Raw genomic sequence first — 19,820 nt, 5'->3', positions numbered from 1 at the left:
CCACCTTATGTGAGTATTGAGTTGACGTATCCCCGGGTATCTTTGTCCACTTCTTGAATGTCCGCCAGGCTCGGTTTGTTCATTACCTGATGGCGGGATAGTGCCTTTTCGATACAGTCTTCAATAGCCAAAAACGGTATCTTGCCTGCTAAAAAGGCAGCGACAGCTATTTCATTCGCCGCATTTAGCACTGTCGGCATTGTTCCTCCTATTTTACCTGATTCAAAAGCAAATTGTAAGCAACGGAACCTGTCAAAATCAGCTTTCTCAAAATGAAGGCTGCCGATTTCCCATAATTCAAGACTTTTCGCATTCGGTAATGGCGACCGATCCGGATAAGTGAGGGCATATTGAATTGGAACCCTCATATCGGGAGTTCCAAGCTGTGCGATCACACTTCTGTCATGAAACTCAACCATTGAATGGATGATGCTCTCCTTATGTAAAATGACATCAATTTGTTCATATGGTATATCGAAAAGCCAATGTGCCTCGATCACCTCTAATCCCTTATTCATCATTGTAGCCGAATCGATCGTAATTTTTGCACCCATTGACCAATTTGGGTGTTTTAATGCGTCCTCAACTGTTACCGATTCGAGCTCCTCCCGCGTCTTGTCCCGAAAGCTTCCGCCGGAGGCCGTAATGATGAGGCGTTCAATATTTTTTGCCTGTTCGCCTTGGAGTGCTTGAAAAATCGCCGAATGCTCACTGTCGACAGGCAGCAGCGGAACATCATATTTCTTCGCATGTTCTTTAACTATATGCCCTGCAGTGACGAGAGTTTCCTTATTTGCAAGCGCAATTGTTTTTTTCTGTTCAATTGCCTTTAACGTCGGGACAAGACCGACGCTTCCGAGCAAAGCGTTGACAACAATGTCTACCTCTTCGTACACCGCTGCTTCTATCAATCCTTCTTCTCCCAGCCCAATTTGGCATTCATAAGAAAAAGATACTTGTTTTAATTTATGATATGTATCCAGATCACCGACAGAAACAAATTTCGGCTGAAAGGCCTCTATCATCGGAACAGCCTTCTCAATATTTCTGCCAAACGACATAGATACCAGCTGAAATTGATCTTGATGCGTACGCAATACATCGAGCGTCTGTTCGCCGATTGACCCTGTTGCTCCTAAAAGACAAATATTTTTCAAAGTGCCACTACTCCTATTCTTTTTGCTGCATGATCATTCTTATATTCATATTAGACTTTTTTATGAAAAAAGGGCAAGCAGAAAGTACAAGAAAGGCATGACAAACAAGAAACTGTCAAAACGGTCCAAGATACCGCCATGCCCTGGAAGAATACGCCCGGAATCCTTAACATCGTAATGTCTTTTCAAGGCGGATTCCACTAAATCTCCAAGCTGGCCGAAAATAGATAAAAACAGCGTAATCAACAGCAGATAGATATACGGGATCGGAAGGTGTACAACAAGTTGAAAAATCGTCGCAAGTACAAGCGAGATGACAATTCCGCCTGCGAATCCTTCCACTGTTTTATTCGGACTGATTTCAGGCCACAGTTTTCGCTTACCGAGCGCTTTTCCGACAAAATATGCACCGGAATCAGTAGACCAAATCACAATACAAGCATAGAAAATGTATATTAACCCATATTGGTCAAGATTTCTGATTTCTATAAAATAATGAAAACACATTCCGATATAAATTGCTGCAAGCGTAATAAACCCGACTTCATCAAACGTAAAGGTGTTTTTCACCAACACTGTGTAAGTCAGCAAAAGCAGTACCGCGAACAAAGCGATTTCCATTTTTGAAATACCATCCGCCTCAAAAAACGAGTACTGGCTTGGCAATAAGAACACCCATAATAAGAAAAGACCGATCAAACCCGGCAGTGAAACCATCCTCAGCTTTTTCATCCGTAAAAGTTCAAAAAACGCTACACTGCCCATTACATAAACTAATATGGTGAACGGCAATTTCCCGACAATAACCAAAAATAAAAATACAATTGCTGCCAGAACACCTGTCAAAATTCTTTGTTTCATGTCCACCATCCTCTAAATTCCGCCAAACCTCCGGCCCCTTTGCTGATACTCTCCTAACGCCTTTAAGAAGTGATCTTCCTTAAAGTCAGGCCACAGGACGTCAGTAAACACAAATTCGCTGTAGGCAACCTGCCATAGCATAAAATTGCTCAGCCTAATCTCGCCGCTCGTCCGAATTAAAAGTTCAGGATCCTGCAAAGATTCAGTCATTAAGTAATTAGCAAAAAGTGATTCATCAATATCTTCAATATGCAAAGACCCGTCCTTCACTTTTTCCGCAAGCGTTTTTGCAGCAGTGACAATTTCGGTACGACCACCATAATTGAGAGCAAAATTAAGGATCATTCCATCATTTTGCGCTGTATCCTGTACAGCCTTTTCAATCGCACGTAATGTGTGCGCCGGCAAAGCCGTTTCATCCCCTATAATCCGGACCTGTACATTTTCCTCAACAAGCTCTGGGAGATACGTATTTAAAAATTCTTCAGGAAGCTTCATTAAAAAATCGACTTCTATTTTCGGCCTCTTCCAGTTTTCCGTTGAAAATGCATACAACGTCAGTACTTTGACACCAAGTTCGTTCGCAAGCTTCGTTGTCCTTTTTACCACCTTCATCCCTTCATGGTGACCTGCAATTCGGGGAAGAGAGCGTTTTTTAGCCCAACGGCCATTTCCATCCATGATAATGGCAATGTGTTCGGGAATTTCTCCCTTAAGTATGTCTTCTTTTGTATAATGTTCTAAGTTGGAAGCCGCAGTTTGCTGATTCTTCCAATTTTTGAGTATGTTGAGCATGAGATTCCTCCGTCACCCAAAAAGGTTGCATTCCCTGCTGATAACCGATGTAATCAACAGTATTAACAAAAAAACCCCCTGTAAACATGAGAGGGTCTTTTCACTATTATCTATTGTACATAGTTTTTCATTAAACTTCCATGATTTCTTTTTCTTTGTCTTTTGTGACACTGTCAATTTTTGACACATATTCATCTGTCAGTTTTTGAACGTCTTCAGTGGAAGCACGCAGTTCATCTTCAGTAATGTCTCCGTTTTTCTCAAGCTTTTTGAGATCATCGTTAGCATCACGGCGAACGTTACGGACAGCTACTTTCGCCTCTTCAGCATATTTTTTTACAACTTTCACTAATTCCTTACGTCTTTCTTCTGTTAATGCAGGAATCGCAATTCGAATCATATTCCCGTCACTTGTCGGCGTTACGCCTAAGTCAGCTTTTAAAATCGCTTTTTCAATATCACCGATAGCTGTTTTGTCATAAGGCGTTACCACAAGCATACGAGCTTCAGGCACGTTAATTGAAGACAGCTGATTTAAAGGTGTCTGTGCTCCGTAATATTCTACCGTTACTTTATCTAGCAAAGATGGATTGGCACGGCCTGCACGTACAGCAGCCAATTCGCGCTGATAAGCAGCAATTGCTTTTTCCATTTTTTCTTTAGTTTGAGTTAAGACTTCTTTTGACACGTTATTTCCCCCTCACGATCGTTCCGATTGATTCACCGATAACGGCACGTTTGATATTTCCTTCTTCCATAATAGAAAAGACGATAAGCGGAATGTCATTATCCATGCATAAAGATGATGCTGTAGAATCCATGACTTCCAGGCCGTCTTTTAGAACGTCAAGATAAGAAAGTGATTCATATTTAACAGCTGTTTCATCTTTTCTAGGATCCGCATTATACACACCGTCAACATTATTTTTAGCCATTAAAATAACGTCTGCTTCAATTTCAGCAGCCCGCAGTGCAGCTGTCGTATCAGTTGAGAAATATGGGTTTCCTGTACCCGCAGCGAAAATAACGACACGTTTTTTCTCTAAGTGGCGTATCGCTTTTCTTCTTATGTACGGTTCAGCAACTTGTCTCATTTCAATGGATGTTTGCACTCTGGACTGGATTCCGAGTGTTTCCAAGCTGTCTTGAAGAGCAAGCGAATTCATAACTGTCGCCAGCATTCCCATATAATCAGCAGTTGCACGGTCCATACCCAGGTCACTTCCTGTTTTTCCGCGCCATAAGTTGCCGCCGCCTACTACAACAGCCACTTCGACTTCAAGCTCAGCGATTTCTTTCACTTGCTTTGCAATGGATTGAATGACAGTTGGGTTAATTCCGTTACCCTGTTCTCCTGCCAATGCTTCTCCGCTAAGCTTTAATACGATACGTTTGTATTTTGGTTTTTCCATGATAACCTCCAAGTGTAAACATTGCCGTTTTCTATTATGCAAGAGAAAAAAAGGTTTGTAAATATAGTTTTAAAAATAGGGAACACAATTGTGTCCCCTATACTGCCTGAAAAGACGCGACTTGGCCGCGAAATCTTTTCGCCATTATTTTTTCACTTGGTTCATTACTTCTTCAGCAAAGTTTTCTTGACGTTTTTCGATGCCTTCTCCAACTTCATAGCGGACATAAGTTTGAACAGTTGCATTTTTCGCTGCGACAACTTGTTTCACTTTTTCATCTGGGTTTTTAACGAACGCTTGATCTAAAAGACAAATTTCTTCGAAGAATTTGTTCAGACGGCCTTCAACCATTTTCGCTACGATGTTTTCAGGTTTGCCTTCTTGAAGGGCTTGCTGAGTTAGGATTTGCCGCTCATGATTTCTTTCTTCTTCAGATACTTGATCGCGAGAAATGTAACGAGGGTTAACCGCAGCAACGTGCATAGCGATATCTTTCGCAATTTCTTCGTCAGTTGTACCGTTCAGAACAGTTAATACACCGATGCGGCCGCCCATGTGAAGGTAAGCACCGAATGCAGAGCTGTCGTCTTTTGTAAGAACTGTAAAGCGGCGAAGAGTGATTTTCTCACCGATTTTAGCAACTGCGCTTGTGATGTACTCTTCAACAGTAGCACCATTTTCCATTTTTTGACCCATTGCTTCTTCAACATTTGCTGGAGCATTTGTAAGAAGGTGGTCAGCTAACGTGTTAAGAAGCTCTTTGAAGCCTTCGTTTTTCGCAACGAAGTCAGTTTCGGAGTTTACTTCTAGGATAACACCTTTGTTGCCGTCAGTTTTAATAATAGTAGAACCTTCCGCTGCGATACGGTCAGCTTTTTTCGCCGCTTTCGCAATTCCTTTTTCTCTTAAAAGGTCAATTGCTTTGTCCATATTTCCGTCAGTTTCAGTTAACGCTTTTTTACAATCCATCATGCCCGCGCCAGTTTTTTCGCGCAGTTCTTTTACTTGCTGTGCAGTAATTGCCATTTGTATTCCTCCTTATATGTTTAAACAAGAGTATGTATATTACACATTTTTCTTGAAAAAAGGTGATAAAAGGCAGTCCCTCTTATCACCTTTTAAATAGGTTACGCAGTTGTTGTTTCAGTTTCTGGTGCAGTTTCTTCAGCAACTTCCGCTTCTTCTTCGCCTTGCTTCGCTTCTAAGATTGCATCTGCCATTTTAGAAGTTAGAAGTTTAACAGCGCGGATAGCGTCATCGTTCGCTGGGATTACAACATCGATCTCATCAGGATCACAGTTAGTATCAACGATACCGATGATAGGGATGTTTAATTTACGAGCTTCCGCAACAGCGATACGCTCTTTGCGAGGATCGATGATGAATAATGCATCAGGAAGATCCTTCATATCTTTAATTCCGCCTAGGAATTTTTCAAGACGCTCTAATTCTTTTTTCAATTGAACGACTTCTTTTTTAGGAAGTACTTCAAACGTACCGTTTTCTTGCATTTTTTCAATGTCTTTAAGACGTTTAATACGTTTTTGGATTGTTTCAAAGTTTGTTAATGTACCGCCCAACCAGCGTTGGTTGACATAGTACATGCCAGAGCGCTGAGCTTCTTCTTTAACAGAATCTTGAGCTTGTTTTTTTGTTCCGACGAAAAGGATTTTTCCGCCTTCAGCAGCAAGATTTTTAGTGAAGTTGTAAGCTTCCTCTACTTTTTTGACTGTTTTTTGAAGGTCAATGATATAGATTCCGTTACGCTCCGTGAAAATGTAACGCTTCATTTTTGGGTTCCAACGGCGTGTTTGGTGACCGAAGTGAACACCAGCTTCAAGCAATTGCTTCATAGAAATGACTGACATGTTATTTCCTCCTAATATAATGGTTTTTTTCCTCCGCTTAGGTCATTTTTGTGCAGAACTGCCGCCTGCAGCACCCTCTGCATAAATCGTTAAGCGTGTGTATTTAACACCAAGACATAATATAACACAGCTTTATCCGACAATCAAGAATCCTTTACACCTTTGGAGCGAAATTTTAAAAATAGCTCAATTTCTGTCTTTCCGCTCTTCAGTTTCTGAGCGATTTGACTGGCTGAATACCCCTGCTCATATAAATCTATGACCTGGTCTTCAAAAGTTTGGGCATCGCTGTTTACGCTCTCTTCCTGACGCTCAACCTCAGTAATCAGGCCTTCAATATGTTCAGGAAGATTCTCTTCTTCTTGAACTATATTCCGCTCTGAATATGTTTTAGCGTCCTGAAGGTCTGGCGTTTGGGCTTCTCCATCGGCTTGGCTTGGAAGTGAATCGGTATTTTCTATCAGTTTCTCATTTTCTTCTTTTAATTCAAGAAGAAATGCCGCCAAGGTGTTTTCTGTTTCTTCAAGTATCTTCTTTTGTTGTTTTTCTGTTTCTTTCACAGCCGCGAGCCTTGTATATAGGATCATGACAGCGTACAGAAGAACGCCGTGGAGCGCAAAGCTTAAAAGCCATAATAGTGTTGACATGTTTTTCACTCGCTAACCATGAAATTCTTTATTGAATCACTTTTTCAAGCAAATTCTTTAATTTAAATAGTGCCTTTGAATGGATTTGTGATATGCGGGACGTAGAAAGATTTAATACTTGTCCGATTTCTGTCAATGTCAACTCCTCTTTGTAGAACAAACTGACGACCAGCTGTTCTTTTTCAGAGAGTTCGTGAATTTTTTCTGCAAGCTGCGCAATCAGTTCATCCTTCATAATCTTTTCCTCAGGCGGAACATTTTTGTCATCTCTGATCATGACCTGAATGTTTTCACCATCATCTTGATCATGGAGCTTTTCATCAATTGACAGCAGATTGGCAAAAAAGCCTTCATTCATTGTTGACACTACATCCTGTACCGTCATTCCGAGTTCCTCTGCAATTTCTGCGGGCGTTACGTTCCGAAGATAGCGCTGTTCAAGCTTTTCAATTGTCGCTTCAACCTTCTTTGTTTTTTCACGTGAGGTTCTGGGCAGCCAATCTTCTTTGCGAAGCCCGTCTATGATTGCACCGCGAATTCTAAACGAGGCGTAGGTATCAAATTTTAAGTCCCGGCTGGGGTCAAATTTTTCAAGGGCATCATATAAACCAAGCATACCAAGGCTCATTAGATCGTCTTTATGCACTGATTTCGGCAGTCCGACAGAAATTCTGCCTACATGATATGTGACAAGCGGCATGTAACGGCGCATTAAATCGTCACCGGCTTTAGGATCTTTCCACTCTTTCCAGCGCGTCCAAAGCACCTGATCTTCATAATTCAAGGATTGCATCGTTATCCCCCTAATACCTTTATTAAATCGTTTTTTCACCTTGTTTAACAGTTCGAATATGCAGCATGCAGGACTTCGGTTCAAATTCTATCGTCCGGCCGCTTGAGCCGCCCGTATCTTCACTAATGATAGGAATTTTATATAAAGACAGCTGTTCCTTTATCGCTAATACATTTCTCGGTCCGATCTTCATCAAATCATTTGTTGATTTAAATTTAAACATTTCCGATCCGCCGGCTAGCTTTGCTTTTAATGCAAATTTCCTGCACCCCGCTTCTACCAGCATATCAATTGTGGTCTTCACGGCAGTATCAGCGTACTTGGCCCGGTTGAGTTCGGCAGTTTTCGATAATGTTGAATCCGGCAGCATGACGTGAACAAGCCCTGCTGTTTGCTTTTCTTTATCATAAAGCACCAGCCCCACACATGACCCCAAGCCAGAGGTCCTGATGGTCTCCGGGAAGCGGGCGATCTTCACATCAGCAATTCCAACCTTTACAACAACAGCCTCAGTTGTACTCATAATGATGCACCCAAGGCGACAAAGAGCTTTTCAAATGAATCATAGTCCGGCAGCATAAACATATGCGCTTTCAGCTCCTGCTGATGGCTTTGGTCAAAAATTGACGTGTCGACAACAATAGCGTGTTCTCCAACCTGACTGAGCTCCATCAGCCCTTCGCTGATCACAGCGCCGAACATGTCCAATGAAACTTCAGGTACGCTTGGGTAAAGCTGGAGTTTCGTCAAATCCGCCAAGGCTGTTAAATATGACCCTGCTAAAATATTGCCCAGTTCATGCAAAGCGGATGAGCTCATTTGATCTTCACCTAAATCCTCTATATCAAATTCGGGGTTTCCAATCAGCTCTCTGATAAACTGCTCCGCCTGATAAAAAGGCATTATAAAGAACATTGAACCCGTTAAATCGCCTTCCATCCTTAAGAAGATGCTGGCAACCGGGGTATCGGCGCCGCCGAAAAAATCGACAAGTTCATCGAAAGACAGCAGCTTTGCAAACGGGACTTCCATATCTATCTTTCTATTTAACAGCTGGGCCATTGCAGAGGCGGAGTGGCCGGCGCCAATATTGCCGACTTCCCGCAAAATGTCCATCTGCTCTTCTTTGATTCCATTAAAAATACTCATGTCATAACCCCTTTAAGATTAAGCTTGATCGGGCACAGCGGACTGAGATGATTCTTTATCCAAAACCGCGTTCGCATCAATAATATTTAAGAGTCTGTTCTCTTGTTTCACAATCTGTTCGATTGCCACACCCGTATCTTTCTGGACGCTTTCTGGAGCAGATTCTATTTCATTTTCGTGTACGGTAATCACATCATTAGCTTCATCTACAATCCAGCCAACTTCAATATCACGATAAGCAATAATGATAATTCGTGTTTCATCTGTAATTTGATATTCTGGCAAATTCAGGCGCTTTCTAAAATCAATAACCGGAGTCACCACCCCGCGCAAATTGATTACCCCGCAAATATATGGTTCGACGCCAGGCACTCTCGTCGGCTTTTGCCATTTTTCAATTGATTTCACCTCAGTGACGGAAATGGCATATTCTTTGCCATTTACCACAAAAACAATCATTTTTTCGCCTGTTTTAATTTCTGCAGTCATGTGAGACACCTCCTCGAATGGTTAAATAATCAGTGCATTACAATCAATAATGAGCGCTACTTCTCCATCTCCTAAAATAGTAGCTCCGGAAATTGCAAAGACGTTTGTTAAATAATCTCCGAGTGATTTCAGCACAACTTCCTGCTGACCAATAAAGGAGTCCACTACAAATGCAGTAGGTTTGTCGCCTTTTTTCACGACAATAATATGGAGCTGTTCCGCATCTTGTCTTGTATCATCTATTTTAAACTCTTCTTTTAAATAAACGACAGGGACAATGTGCCCTCTAAAATCAATCACTTCACGGTCATGTGTTTGTAAAATGTCTTTTCTGTTAATAACTGCTGTTTCAATGATTGAAGAAATCGGAATGGCAAATGTCTCTTCTTCCAATTTGACCAGCAGAACTGAAATAATGGACAATGTAAGCGGAAGCTGAATGCTGAATAGAGAGCCTTGGCCTTCTGCAGATTTCACACTTACTGAACCGCCAAGAGATTCCAGTTTATTTTTCACAACGTCAAGTCCGACGCCGCGGCCGGAAATGTCAGAAATTTGATCAGCAGTTGAGAACCCTGGAGCGAAGATCAATTCGTAAATTTGGTTATCTTCTAAAGTTTCAGCTTCTTTTTCCGTAACGACGCCGCGCTCAAGCGCTTTTTCAAGAATTTTTTTGCGATTAAGGCCTGCGCCGTCGTCCTCTACTTCGATAAAGACATGGTTGCCGCTGTGATAAGCTTTTAGCACAACTTTTCCTGATTCCGGTTTCCCCTTTTGCAAACGCGTTTCCGGAGACTCGATACCGTGATCAATACTGTTTCTGATCAAGTGAACGAGAGGATCTCCGATTTCATCAATTACTGTTCGATCAAGTTCAGTTTCTGCACCAATGATCGAGAGTTCTATTTTTTTATTCAGCTCTTTTTGAAGCTGGCGAATCATTCTCGGGAACCGGTTAAAAACAGTTTCAACCGGAACCATTCTCATATTGAGAATAATTGACTGCAAATCTCCGGAAATTCTGGTCATTCGTTCAACCGTTTCAGTCAGTTCATTGTGCTCAAGCTCTTTTGCAATCTGTTCTAGACGCCCGCGGTCAATGACAAGCTCTTCAAATAAGTTCATTAAAGAATCCAGTCTGTCAATGTTGACACGGATTGTTTTAGATCCCCCAGCGGTATGCTTCGCCTGATCGTCATTTTTGGCAGGCTGTTTTTGTTTTTCCTGCTTTACCGGTACAGGCGCTTGTGATTCCGCCGGCTTAGATTCTCCCGGCTTTTCAGCTGATGTTAAAGGAGCCCCTTGAATGACTTCGACATGCTCAATTTCTGAAACTCCATTGATTAATTGTTCAATTTCTTCAGATGATTGATGTGTTAAGAAGCAAACTTGAAAGTCAGTGCCGAAATCTTCTGTTTCAAGCACTTCCGCACTTGGGATTGTTTTAGCCACTTCTCCGACTTCATTAAGTTTTTCAAACACCATATATACCCGAACTGCTTTTAACATACAGTTTTCGTTCAGAGAAATCTTGATTTCATATCGTTTGAAACCTTGCTCCTCCGCTTCTTGTATGACAGTCCGTTCAAATTCGTCATATCCCCAATCAACTGCTGAACTCTGTTCTTCTGCAGGCTCCGCAGAGGCAGCTGTTTCAGCATGCGCACCATTCACATCAAGCTTGGCGCTCACTTCTGAAATATCTCTTTTACCGTCTCCGCCGTCAATAATAGATTGGACCATAGCTTCTAGGTGGTCCAGAGCTTCAAACAAAATGTCAAGCCAATCTGCGGTAACTGCCATGTCTCCATTTCGGAATGCATCCAGCACGTTTTCAAGCAGGTGGGTTAGATGTGCTAAATCTGTATAGCCCATCGTTGCGCTCATTCCTTTTAATGTATGGGCAGCCCTGAATATATCATGAACGAGCTGAAGGTCAGCCGGGTCTTTCTCTAAAAGGAGAAGCTTTTCATTACATGTTTGTAAATGTTCTTTACTCTCATCAATAAAGACATCTAAATACTGATTCATATCCATTTGAATCACACCCTCTCTTTTTTCACACAGCTTGTGATGGATGCTGCGATATCTTCCACATGTTTAATCTCATGAATGAGACCCGCTTTAACAGCAGCTTTTGGCATTCCATATACGACACAAGATTCCTCAGACTCCGCAATGGTTTTCACATTGCCGGCTGTAAGCATGTCTTTAAGGCCGGCAGTGCCGTCACTGCCCATCCCGGTCATGATAACCGCTATTTTTTCATAGTCTGCAAGCTTACCAACAGAACGGAATAAATAATCGGCTGATGGTTTATGCCGGCTTGGCGTGTCGAGATTATCAAGAACGATCTGGAGCCCTCCGCTATTTTTGATAACGGATATGTTTTTTCCGCCCGGCGCTATGTACACACAGCCGTTGAGAGCCGCTTCACCATCTTTTGCTTCTTTTACTTGAATATCAGATAAATGATTCAGACGCTCGGCCAAAGAAGCAGTAAAACCTTCAGGCATGTGCTGAACAACAACCACTGGTGCATTCAACCCCTTCGGGAGCTTCGGTATCACCTTTTGTAACGCTCTCGGACCGCCTGTTGATGTACCGATACATACAATTTGTCCGCCTGTGCTTGTCCTCGGCTTGCTTACATCAGGCTTTACAGGACGTACGATAGGCTCAGGACTCGCTGCCTGCGAAACTGAGTGTTTTCCCTGACCGGAAAGTCCAGCCGCGAGGACACGCTCAACTAATTGTTCTTTAATTTTATACAGATCCAGAGAGATAGAACCTGATGGCTTTGTGATAAAGTCAAAGGCACCGATCTCCAAACAATTAATTGTGCACGCTTTTCCTTTCTCAGTCTGACTTGACACCATGATGACCGGCAAGTTATAAATTTCAATAATTTTGCGCAGTGTGTCTGTCCCATTCATGACCGGCATTTCCACATCAAGCGTAATAACATCCGGCTTTAGTAACTCGATCTTCTTAAGCGCTTCTTCTCCGTTTCTCGCAGTTCCGATTACTTCAATCTGCTTTTCCTCGGTTAGAAAATCACTTATCATTTTTCTCATGAAAGCTGAATCATCAACTACAAGCACACGAATCAAATTAAGCCCTCCTCATTAAAAAAGAAGATAATTTCTCAATAAATGTCTGTTTGCCTTCTTTGTGTCTGGTTTCTTCTCTTTCAAACAAGGCGTCCGCTAAAAGACGGACTGACCGGCTGGCTTTCGCCTGAGGACTTTTTATAAAAAAAGGAACCTGTTCGACAACCGCTTTGCTTACGATCGCATCATCAGAAATGGAACCCGCAAACTGAATCTGAACATCTAAAAACATATGAATCGTGCGGGAAAGGCGTGTAAAAGCGTCCAGCCCTTCCTTTTGATCTCGGCACCGATTGACAGCCACCTTCATTGAAAGCTTATTTCCTGTCAAAACCAAGTGCTTGACAGCACTGTACGCGTCCATGATGGCCGTCGGTTCAGGTGTTGTTATGATCAAAATATCTTCCGCTGATAAAATAAAGGGCAGCTGATCTTTTGATAAGCCCGCTCCCATGTCAAACAAGACATAATCGAACTGGCTTAACGCGTGAGAAAGCTCATTGGCAAAAAACGCCCATTTTCTCTGATCCAGCTGAAAAATCACATCCAGACCGGTTCCCCCAGATATATACCGCAAACCCATTGGGCCAGTGGATAATGACTGCAGCAAAGGCTTGCGATCGGTTAATATATCGATAATTGTGGCGGATGATGAGTTTCCCATTAATATATCAATGTTCCCCATGCCGATATCAAGATCGATGAGCAATACCTTCTTACCTTTATCCTGAAGCGCAAGAGCCATGTTTAAGGTAATATTGGACTTTCCGACACCGCCCTTGCCGCTGATGACAGCAAGTGTTTTCGCTTTTTGTGAATGAACCATTGGCAGAACACGCTGACGCTTTTCCATTTTCGCCCGTAAAGTTGCTGCTTGGTCAAATCTGTTCATCTGCACAGCATCCTTACAAAATCAAGAGTTGATACAGTCTGTATATCCTCTGGCACATTCTGGCCGTTTGTCATAAATCCGACACCTATCTTGGTTTCTGAAAGTATATTAAATACAGAACCTAAGGAAGCAGTTTCATCAATTTTCGTAAAAATAAACTGATTGACAGGGACAGATGAAAACCGTTTGACCATATGCTTCATATCCTCATATTTCGCAGTCGCGGATAAAACAAGAAACGACTGAATACCGCTCTCAAAAGGGATTGTCTCTTTCAATTCATCAATGTACTGCTGCTCCTTGAAGTTTCTTCCGGCTGTATCAATAAACACATGATCATACTCACTGAATAACTCTTTCGCCTTCTGGAATTCTTCTTTTGTATAACAAACTTCCAGAGGAGCCTGCAGCAGTTCGGCATATGTTTTCAACTGTTCAACGGCTGCAATCCGATACGTATCTGTTGTAATAAAAGCGATTTTTTTCTGTTTTTCAAGCATAGATATAGCTGCGAGCTTTGCCAGTGTTGTCGTTTTACCTGCGCCCGTTGAACCAAACAGCACGATATACTTTGAATGAATAGGCTCCTGCCACTTGTCTGATCCAGGCAATGCATCGCATAGTATATCCTCGAGTTTACCGATCACGTTATCTTCCGTCAGACCGCCTGCTTCCACAGAGCAGCGAAGCAATTTTTTCAGCACGCTCGTCTTCACTGACTCTTTAATCCCGCTTTCTTGCAAAAGCTTTTCCGCTTTTCGCAGCGGTTCAGGAAGTACAGATTGATACGCTGAAAAATCACCAGGCTCATGCGGCGACGGAAATTGAGGGAGATATGTCCTCTCCTCTATTTTCGGACTGCTGACCGGAGTTTTTAATGTTTGTTGCGGCTCAATTTCCTTCTGAGGCGTTTTTTTATTAGGAAAGTCCTGATCCAATACAGCAATGACTTCAACAGCAGGCTTGTTGATGAGTCCAAACCACTTTTGCTTTTTAATCTTTTTCGAATTTAAGATGACGGCATCATTACCTAACTCTTTTCTGATAAGAAGTGCCGCTTCTTGCATTGAAGCAGCAGTAAATTTTTTTATTTTCATTAAATATCCACCACTCCAATGCTTTGTACCTCAACATTCGCCTCAAGTTCGTTATATGAGAGGACCGGAAGATCAGGGAAGTATCGTTCCAGAAGCTGTTTTACATACATTCTGACAGGGGGCGAGCAAAGAAGAATCGCTGTTTCCTGACGTAATGAGAGCTGTTCGGCTTCTTTAGCGACAGAGCGCACAATACTTTCTGAAATATCTGGTTCAAGCGACAAATAATTTCCGTGTTCCGTTTGCTGTACACCGTCAGCTATCGCCTTTTCTACACGGCCCGAACAAGTAACAACCTTTAACACTTCATTTTCTTTTGCAAACTGGGCTGTAATTTGTTTGGCCAGCGCCTGTCTTGTATACTCTGTCAAAAGATCGGAATCTGTTGTTAACTTTCCATAATCAGCAAGCGTTTCAAAAATCGTTACTAAGTTTCGGATTGAAACTTTTTCTTTTAAAAGCTTAGCCAGCACCTTCTGAATATCACCGACAGACAACGGATTAGGCGTAACCTCTTCAACAAGAACGGGATACGTTTCTTTCAAGTGATCGATCAGCTGTTTCGTCTCCTGTCTCCCGATCAGTTCGTGGGCATACTGCTTAATCTTCTCCGTAATATGGGTGGAAACGACTGAAGCAGGATCAACCACTGTATAACCAAGCATGTCAGCTTCATCTTTTACCGATTCAGCAATCCATTTGGCCGGAAGTCCGAATGACGGTTCAACTGTTTCAATCCCTTCAATGAGATCATCTTCAGGCGTAGGCGACATCGCTAAATAATGATCAAGCAACAGCTCGCCTTTTGCTACTTCGTTCCCTTTAATTTTTAATCGGTATTCATTAGGCTGCAATGCTATATTGTCTCTGATACGCACAACAGGAATGACAAGGCCGAGTTCCAGGGCCAATTGACGGCGAATCATTACAATTCTGTCTAATAAATCACCGCCTTGATTGGCATCAGCAAGCGGAATCAAACCATATCCAAACTCAAATTCTATCGGATCGATGTGCAGAAGCTGCACAACGCTTTCAGGACTTTTAAGGTCGTCGACCTCAGCCTCTTCCTCGAGAATCTCATCCACTTCTTCTTTTTCCTTACCTGATTTAGATAGCATATATGCGCCGAAAGCAAGCAGCCCTGCAAGCGGGCCCGTCAGAAAAATGCCAATCGGAGTGAAAATACCAAGAAGCAAAATCGTAGATGCTGCGACGTATAAAAGCTTTGGATAAGCAAAAAGCTGACCTGTAATGTCATGCCCTAAGTTTCCTTCAGAGGCAGCTCTTGTCACGACAATACCCGTGGCTGTAGAAATTAACAGGGCCGGTATTTGCGAAACAATTCCATCTCCTACGGTCAGCATCGTAAATTTTGAAGCTGCCTCTTGAATGGACATGTCCTGCTGAAGCATTCCGATTACGATACCGAAAATAATATTGATCATGACAATGATGATTCCGGCAATCGCGTCACCTTTTACAAATTTACTGGCACCGTCCATCGCTCCATAAAAGTCAGCCTCTCTTGCCACTTTTTCGCGGCGGTGCTTCGCTTCCTGTTCGGTAATCATCCCTGCGTTTAAATCAGCATCAATACTCATTTGCTTCCCCGGCATTGCGTCCAGCGTAAATCTTGCTGCAACCTCGGAAACACGTTCAGAACCTTTCGTAATGACGATAAACTGAATAATAATCAGGATGATAAATACAACAAGTCCAACTAATACATTTCCGCCGACAACGAAATTTCCGAACGTCTCGACGACTTTTCCGCCTTCACCATGTGAAAGAATTGAACGGGTCGTTGAGACGTTCAAGCCCAAACGAAATAGGGTTAAAAGCAGCAACAGTGACGGGAAAATTGAAAACTGCAGCGCTTCCTGCATATTCATTGTGGTGAGAAGCACGATCAACGCAAGAGAAATATTAATAATGATCAAAATACTTAACAGCCATGGAGGAAATGGAATCACCAGCATCGCCACAATGAGGACAACACTTATTAAAACGGATAAATCTCTTGTTGACATGCTGTTTTTTCTCTCCTTTTAAATCGAAAAATTCAATATACTTTTTGTTTTGTTTTATATACGTAAGCCAGAATTTCAGCCAAGACTTTAAAAAATTCTTCCGGCACAGCCTGATCAATTTCTACCTGATCATATAACGCACGGGCAAGCGGCCTGTTTTCGACCATCGTGACATCATGCTCTTTCGCAATTTTCCTGATTTTTAACGCGAGGTGGTCAACACCTTTTGCAACAATATAAGGAGCGTCCATTTTTTCTTCGTCATACTTCAGGGCGATCGCATAGTGAGTCGGGTTTGTGATAATGACATCTGCTTTTGGAACTTCCTGCATCATCCGCCTCATTGCCATTTCTCGCTGCCTTTGTTTAATTTTAGACTTGATAATCGGGTCTCCTTCAGACTTTTTGTACTCATCTTTTATATCCTGCTTTGACATTTTGATGTTTTTCTCATGGTCAAACTTTTGATATAAATAATCGAGACCAGCAAGAATCAACAAAGCCCCTGCACCGCTCAGCCCCATCCACAGGGTGAGTTTTGAAACAAAAGAAAGTGCTTCTTCGGGTGTCAGAAGCGGGAGCCGGAGAATTTCTCCATAATGCAGCCAAAGTACAGCGAAAGCAGCAAAACCGACTACAGTGATTTTCAAAATGGATTTAAGCAGTTCTACTATGGCCCGCATGCTGTAAATTCGTTTAAAGCCTTTAATCGGGTCCAGTTTTTCAAGCTTAGGCTTTATGACCTCTGTAGAAAATAAGAAGCCCACCTGCATATAGTTGCTGGCGACCCCTGCGACAAGAGCGACAAGCATAATAGGCGCAAGCACAAAGGCCGTATCTTTTAATAAGCTGATAAACAGCATATGCACATTCGATTCTGAGAGCTTCATTAAGAGCGACTTGGTATAAAATGTTTCTATAAATGACAGTAGCCTGTCCCTCATAAAAGGCCCAATCGCAATGAATGAAAGGAATATCACTATTAAAGAAACGGCAGTATTGACATCAGCACTTTTGGCAACCTGTCCTTTTTTTCGCGTATCCTGCCGTTTTTTTGGAGTGGCTTTCTCTGTTTTCTCTCCCGCAAAAAACTGCAGGTCAACTCTAAGCTTCATTAAGAAACACCGACCAATGCTAAAAGATTCCGCATCGTTTCAATCGTTAAACTGAAGACATTCCTCACAACGACGAAGATAACAGACATACACACAATAAGCATGATAAAACTGACAGCGATCTTTAAAGGCAGACCGACCACAAATACATTTAATTGCGGAACAGTTCGAGCAACAATGCCCAATGCTAAGTCAACCAGAAACAAACTGGCCACAACAGGCGCTGACATTTGAAAAGCGATAATAAACATCGCATTAAAGCTTTTGGCGATAAAATAAGCAAACTTCTCATCGCCGAAATTCAGAAATGCCTGATCAATTGAAATATACTGAAAGCTGTAGTAAATACCGTCGAGCAGCAAATGATGGGCGTTGACACTGAGCATAAACAAAAGTGCCATCGTATAGATAAACTGGCCGATTAGCGGACTTTGTGCCCCGGTTTGCGGATCAATAACGTTCGCAATTGAAAAACCCATTTGAAAATCAATAAACGAGCCGGCAATTTGAACTGCGGCAATCATCATATAAGCGATTAATCCCAGACAGAGACCAACCAAAGCTTCTTTAAACGCCAGGAGCATATATTGTCCATCTATCTCTAAAGAGGGAGGCTTATCAATGGTGCTGAAACAAATGACCGCGAGAAAAAAAGCAAATCCAATTCGATGAACAGCTGGTACATTTCGGTGTCCGAATAGCGGAATCGTTACAAAAAAAGCAGAAATTCTAATAAAAACCAATAAAAAAGCAGGAAATAAATCAATAATCGAATTCATCTCTACACTACCCTGCAAAACGATTTAAATTAGAAAACAACTCTGTTGTAAATGAAAGAATGATAGACAGCATCCATGGACCAAAAAAAATCAGGGCCAGAAGAACTGCCACGATTTTCGGAATAAACGCCAAAGTCTGTTCCTGGATTTGAGTTGTCGCCTGAAATATGCTGACGATTAAACCGACCAGTAAAGCAATAGCCAATAATGGCCCGCTGATCATCAGCGTTACGTATACGGCTTTTTCCGCCATAGAAATTACAAATTCTGAACTCACGTTTAGCACCTACCCTAAAAGCTCTGAAGCAAAGATTTCACAATTAAATACCAGCCGTCTACTAAAACAAAAAGTAATATTTTAAAGGGCAGAGAAATCATAACTGGAGGGAGCATCATCATTCCCATTGACATTAAGACGCTCGCTACGACCATATCTATAATTAAAAATGGGATAAAAATCATAAAACCTATTTGAAACGCTGTTTTGAGCTCCGATATGGCAAAAGCGGGAACCATTGTTGTTAGCGGGATATCCTTTAATGATTCAGGTTTATCCATATTCGCGTAATTCATAAACAATGCCAGATCCTTCTGCCTTGTGTGTTTACTCATAAACTCTTTAATCGGTTCCTCAGCTTTTGTATACGCTTCGTCCAAGCTGATTTTGTTGTCCATCAATGGTGTCAGCGCCTCTTTATTAATCTCTGAAAAAGTAGGAGCCATAATAAAAAACGTTAAAAACAGCGCCAGCCCAATCAGAACCTGGTTTGGCGGCATAGATTGTGTCGCCAGTGAAGTTCTGACAAATGATAGAACAATGACGATGCGAGTAAAACAAGTCATAAGAATCAATATTCCAGGCGCCACTGAAAATACAGTTAACAATAATAGTAATTTAACAGATGAACTTACGTTTTCCGGATCGCTTGAACTGAAAATATTTATAAACTCATTCATGATGACGTGGGCCTTTCTTCTTTCCTTCAGAACGATTTTGTTTTAACTCTTCAAGCTGCTCTTTTAACGCTTTTGAAAATGAAGGCAGTTTTTGCTGCGGCTGATGTTCAGCACCCTTCAGCGGCTTTACTAGCTTTGTCCACTCTATTTTGCTTGACATTGCCTCTTCATGCTGGCTGAGAATAATCTCAATCTCTTTTTCATCCTCAATTTCTTTCAGCAACTGGATCGTCTCTCCTACACCAACGACGAGCACATTGTTTCCGACTTTGATCAATTGGATGGATCTATTTTGCCCGACCGATGTGCCGCCAATATTTTCAACATATTGAAAAGGCTTGAGGAGCCGATTTCTTTTGTTCATAAGCTTAACCAGCCCGTAAATCAGCACGACAACAAACAGTAAAGCGAAAATCATCTTCACGAAATCAAAAGCTGAGACAGAAGGAGCAGCCGCCCCCTCCGTCTCATCAGCAGTTTGTGTTGTTTTTTCTTCCTTTTGCTCTGGCTTATCTGCAGTTTTTTCATCTTTCTTTTGAAACCATTCGTTTACAGTTGAATTGTCAGAGTCTGCCGCGGCAGCCGCAATCGGCTGTACACTGAATAAAACGAAAAAACAAGTAAAAACGATGAAATATTGACTCTTTTTCAACAGTCGTACAC

General features: G+C 42.0%; 22 protein-coding genes. All 22 read right to left on the bottom strand.

The features are described 5' to 3' along the window. Nucleotides 1-5 precede the first annotated feature (5 nt). The 22 genes from dxr to fliZ all read right to left on the bottom strand — a co-directional run bounded on the left by dxr (nt 6) and on the right by fliZ (nt 19,809). Nucleotides 6-1,157, bottom strand: coding sequence for a 1-deoxy-D-xylulose-5-phosphate reductoisomerase (gene dxr / locus SC79_RS04000; protein WP_039073981.1), 1,152 nt, complete (start codon nt 1,155-1,157; stop codon nt 6-8). 60 nt (nt 1,158-1,217) lie between these two features. Further along, on the bottom strand, nt 1,218-2,027 hold the full coding sequence (gene cdsA, locus SC79_RS03995; RefSeq protein WP_082022535.1) for a phosphatidate cytidylyltransferase: 810 nt from the start codon (nt 2,025-2,027) through the stop codon (nt 1,218-1,220). Between the two features lie 3 nt (nt 2,028-2,030). After that, nucleotides 2,031-2,813 (bottom strand): isoprenyl transferase, encoded by a 783-nt coding sequence (locus SC79_RS03990; protein WP_039073979.1) that lies wholly within the window; start codon nt 2,811-2,813, stop codon nt 2,031-2,033. 130 nt (nt 2,814-2,943) lie between these two features. Next, nucleotides 2,944-3,501, bottom strand: coding sequence for a ribosome recycling factor (frr, locus tag SC79_RS03985; RefSeq protein ID WP_039073978.1), 558 nt, complete (start codon nt 3,499-3,501; stop codon nt 2,944-2,946). Nucleotide 3,502: 1 nt separating this feature from the next. Continuing rightward, nucleotides 3,503-4,225: a UMP kinase gene (gene pyrH / locus SC79_RS03980; RefSeq protein ID WP_039073977.1), complete on the bottom strand. Its 723-nt coding sequence runs from the start codon at nt 4,223-4,225 to the stop codon at nt 3,503-3,505. Nucleotides 4,226-4,369: 144 nt separating this feature from the next. Beyond that, nucleotides 4,370-5,251 carry a translation elongation factor Ts gene (gene tsf, locus SC79_RS03975; RefSeq protein ID WP_039073976.1) on the bottom strand — a complete coding sequence of 294 codons (882 nt, stop codon included), beginning with the start codon at nt 5,249-5,251 and terminating at the stop codon, nt 4,370-4,372. A gap of 101 nt (nt 5,252-5,352) precedes the next feature. Continuing rightward, complete coding sequence (rpsB, locus tag SC79_RS03970) at nt 5,353-6,093, bottom strand: 30S ribosomal protein S2 (protein WP_039073975.1); 741 nt, start codon at nt 6,091-6,093, stop codon at nt 5,353-5,355. Nucleotides 6,094-6,236: 143 nt separating this feature from the next. After that, nucleotides 6,237-6,740 (bottom strand): hypothetical protein, encoded by a 504-nt coding sequence (locus tag SC79_RS03965; RefSeq protein WP_039073974.1) that lies wholly within the window; start codon nt 6,738-6,740, stop codon nt 6,237-6,239. Nucleotides 6,741-6,768: 28 nt separating this feature from the next. Continuing rightward, on the bottom strand, nt 6,769-7,533 hold the full coding sequence (sigD, locus tag SC79_RS03960) for an RNA polymerase sigma-28 factor SigD (RefSeq protein ID WP_010331078.1): 765 nt from the start codon (nt 7,531-7,533) through the stop codon (nt 6,769-6,771). Between the two features lie 22 nt (nt 7,534-7,555). Continuing rightward, nucleotides 7,556-8,056, bottom strand: coding sequence for a chemoreceptor glutamine deamidase CheD (gene cheD / locus SC79_RS03955; RefSeq protein WP_039073973.1), 501 nt, complete (start codon nt 8,054-8,056; stop codon nt 7,556-7,558). Beyond that, a complete protein-coding gene (gene cheC, locus SC79_RS03950) occupies nt 8,053-8,682 on the bottom strand; it encodes a CheY-P phosphatase CheC (protein ID WP_010331080.1) in 630 nt (209 codons plus the stop codon). Before cheC ends, cheD begins: the two co-directional genes overlap by 4 nt. A gap of 18 nt (nt 8,683-8,700) precedes the next feature. Then, nucleotides 8,701-9,171, bottom strand: a complete 471-nt coding sequence (gene cheW / locus SC79_RS03945; protein WP_039073972.1) for a chemotaxis protein CheW — start codon at nt 9,169-9,171, stop codon at nt 8,701-8,703. Nucleotides 9,172-9,192: 21 nt separating this feature from the next. Further along, complete coding sequence (gene cheA, locus SC79_RS03940; protein ID WP_039073971.1) at nt 9,193-11,208, bottom strand: chemotaxis protein CheA; 2,016 nt, start codon at nt 11,206-11,208, stop codon at nt 9,193-9,195. A gap of 5 nt (nt 11,209-11,213) precedes the next feature. After that, entirely contained in the window at nt 11,214-12,284 is a 1,071-nt protein-coding gene (cheB, locus tag SC79_RS03935; protein WP_039073970.1) for a protein-glutamate O-methylesterase CheB, read from the bottom strand. 1 nt (nt 12,285) lies between these two features. After that, nucleotides 12,286-13,182 carry a flagellum location/number ATPase FlhG gene (flhG, locus tag SC79_RS03930; protein WP_082022534.1) on the bottom strand — a complete coding sequence of 299 codons (897 nt, stop codon included), beginning with the start codon at nt 13,180-13,182 and terminating at the stop codon, nt 12,286-12,288. Then, a complete protein-coding gene (locus SC79_RS03925; RefSeq protein ID WP_039073968.1) occupies nt 13,173-14,273 on the bottom strand; it encodes a flagellar biosynthesis protein FlhF in 1,101 nt (366 codons plus the stop codon). The genes flhG and SC79_RS03925 overlap by 10 nt, the downstream gene beginning before the upstream one ends. Then, the gene (gene flhA / locus SC79_RS03920) at nt 14,273-16,306 is read right to left on the bottom strand and encodes a flagellar biosynthesis protein FlhA (RefSeq protein WP_039073967.1); all 2,034 of its coding nucleotides are present in this window, start codon (nt 16,304-16,306) and stop codon (nt 14,273-14,275) included. Before flhA ends, SC79_RS03925 begins: the two co-directional genes overlap by 1 nt. A 32-nt stretch (nt 16,307-16,338) precedes the next feature. After that, a complete protein-coding gene (flhB, locus tag SC79_RS03915) occupies nt 16,339-17,421 on the bottom strand; it encodes a flagellar biosynthesis protein FlhB (RefSeq protein WP_039073966.1) in 1,083 nt (360 codons plus the stop codon). Next, nucleotides 17,421-18,200, bottom strand: a complete 780-nt coding sequence (gene fliR / locus SC79_RS03910; RefSeq protein ID WP_039073965.1) for a flagellar biosynthetic protein FliR — start codon at nt 18,198-18,200, stop codon at nt 17,421-17,423. Before fliR ends, flhB begins: the two co-directional genes overlap by 1 nt. A 7-nt stretch (nt 18,201-18,207) precedes the next feature. After that, nucleotides 18,208-18,477: a flagellar biosynthesis protein FliQ gene (gene fliQ / locus SC79_RS03905; RefSeq protein ID WP_010331089.1), complete on the bottom strand. Its 270-nt coding sequence runs from the start codon at nt 18,475-18,477 to the stop codon at nt 18,208-18,210. Nucleotides 18,478-18,491: 14 nt separating this feature from the next. Continuing rightward, complete coding sequence (fliP, locus tag SC79_RS03900) at nt 18,492-19,157, bottom strand: flagellar type III secretion system pore protein FliP (RefSeq protein WP_010331090.1); 666 nt, start codon at nt 19,155-19,157, stop codon at nt 18,492-18,494. Further along, on the bottom strand, nt 19,150-19,809 hold the full coding sequence (fliZ, locus tag SC79_RS03895) for a flagella biosynthesis regulatory protein FliZ (RefSeq protein WP_039073964.1): 660 nt from the start codon (nt 19,807-19,809) through the stop codon (nt 19,150-19,152). The genes fliP and fliZ overlap by 8 nt, the downstream gene beginning before the upstream one ends. Between the last annotated feature and the right edge of the window lie 11 nt (nt 19,810-19,820).

Source organism: Bacillus sp. MSP13 (assembly GCF_000815295.1).
Lineage (GTDB): Bacteria > Bacillota > Bacilli > Bacillales > Bacillaceae > Bacillus > Bacillus vallismortis.
This window is presented reverse-complemented; position numbering and strand designations above follow the sequence as displayed.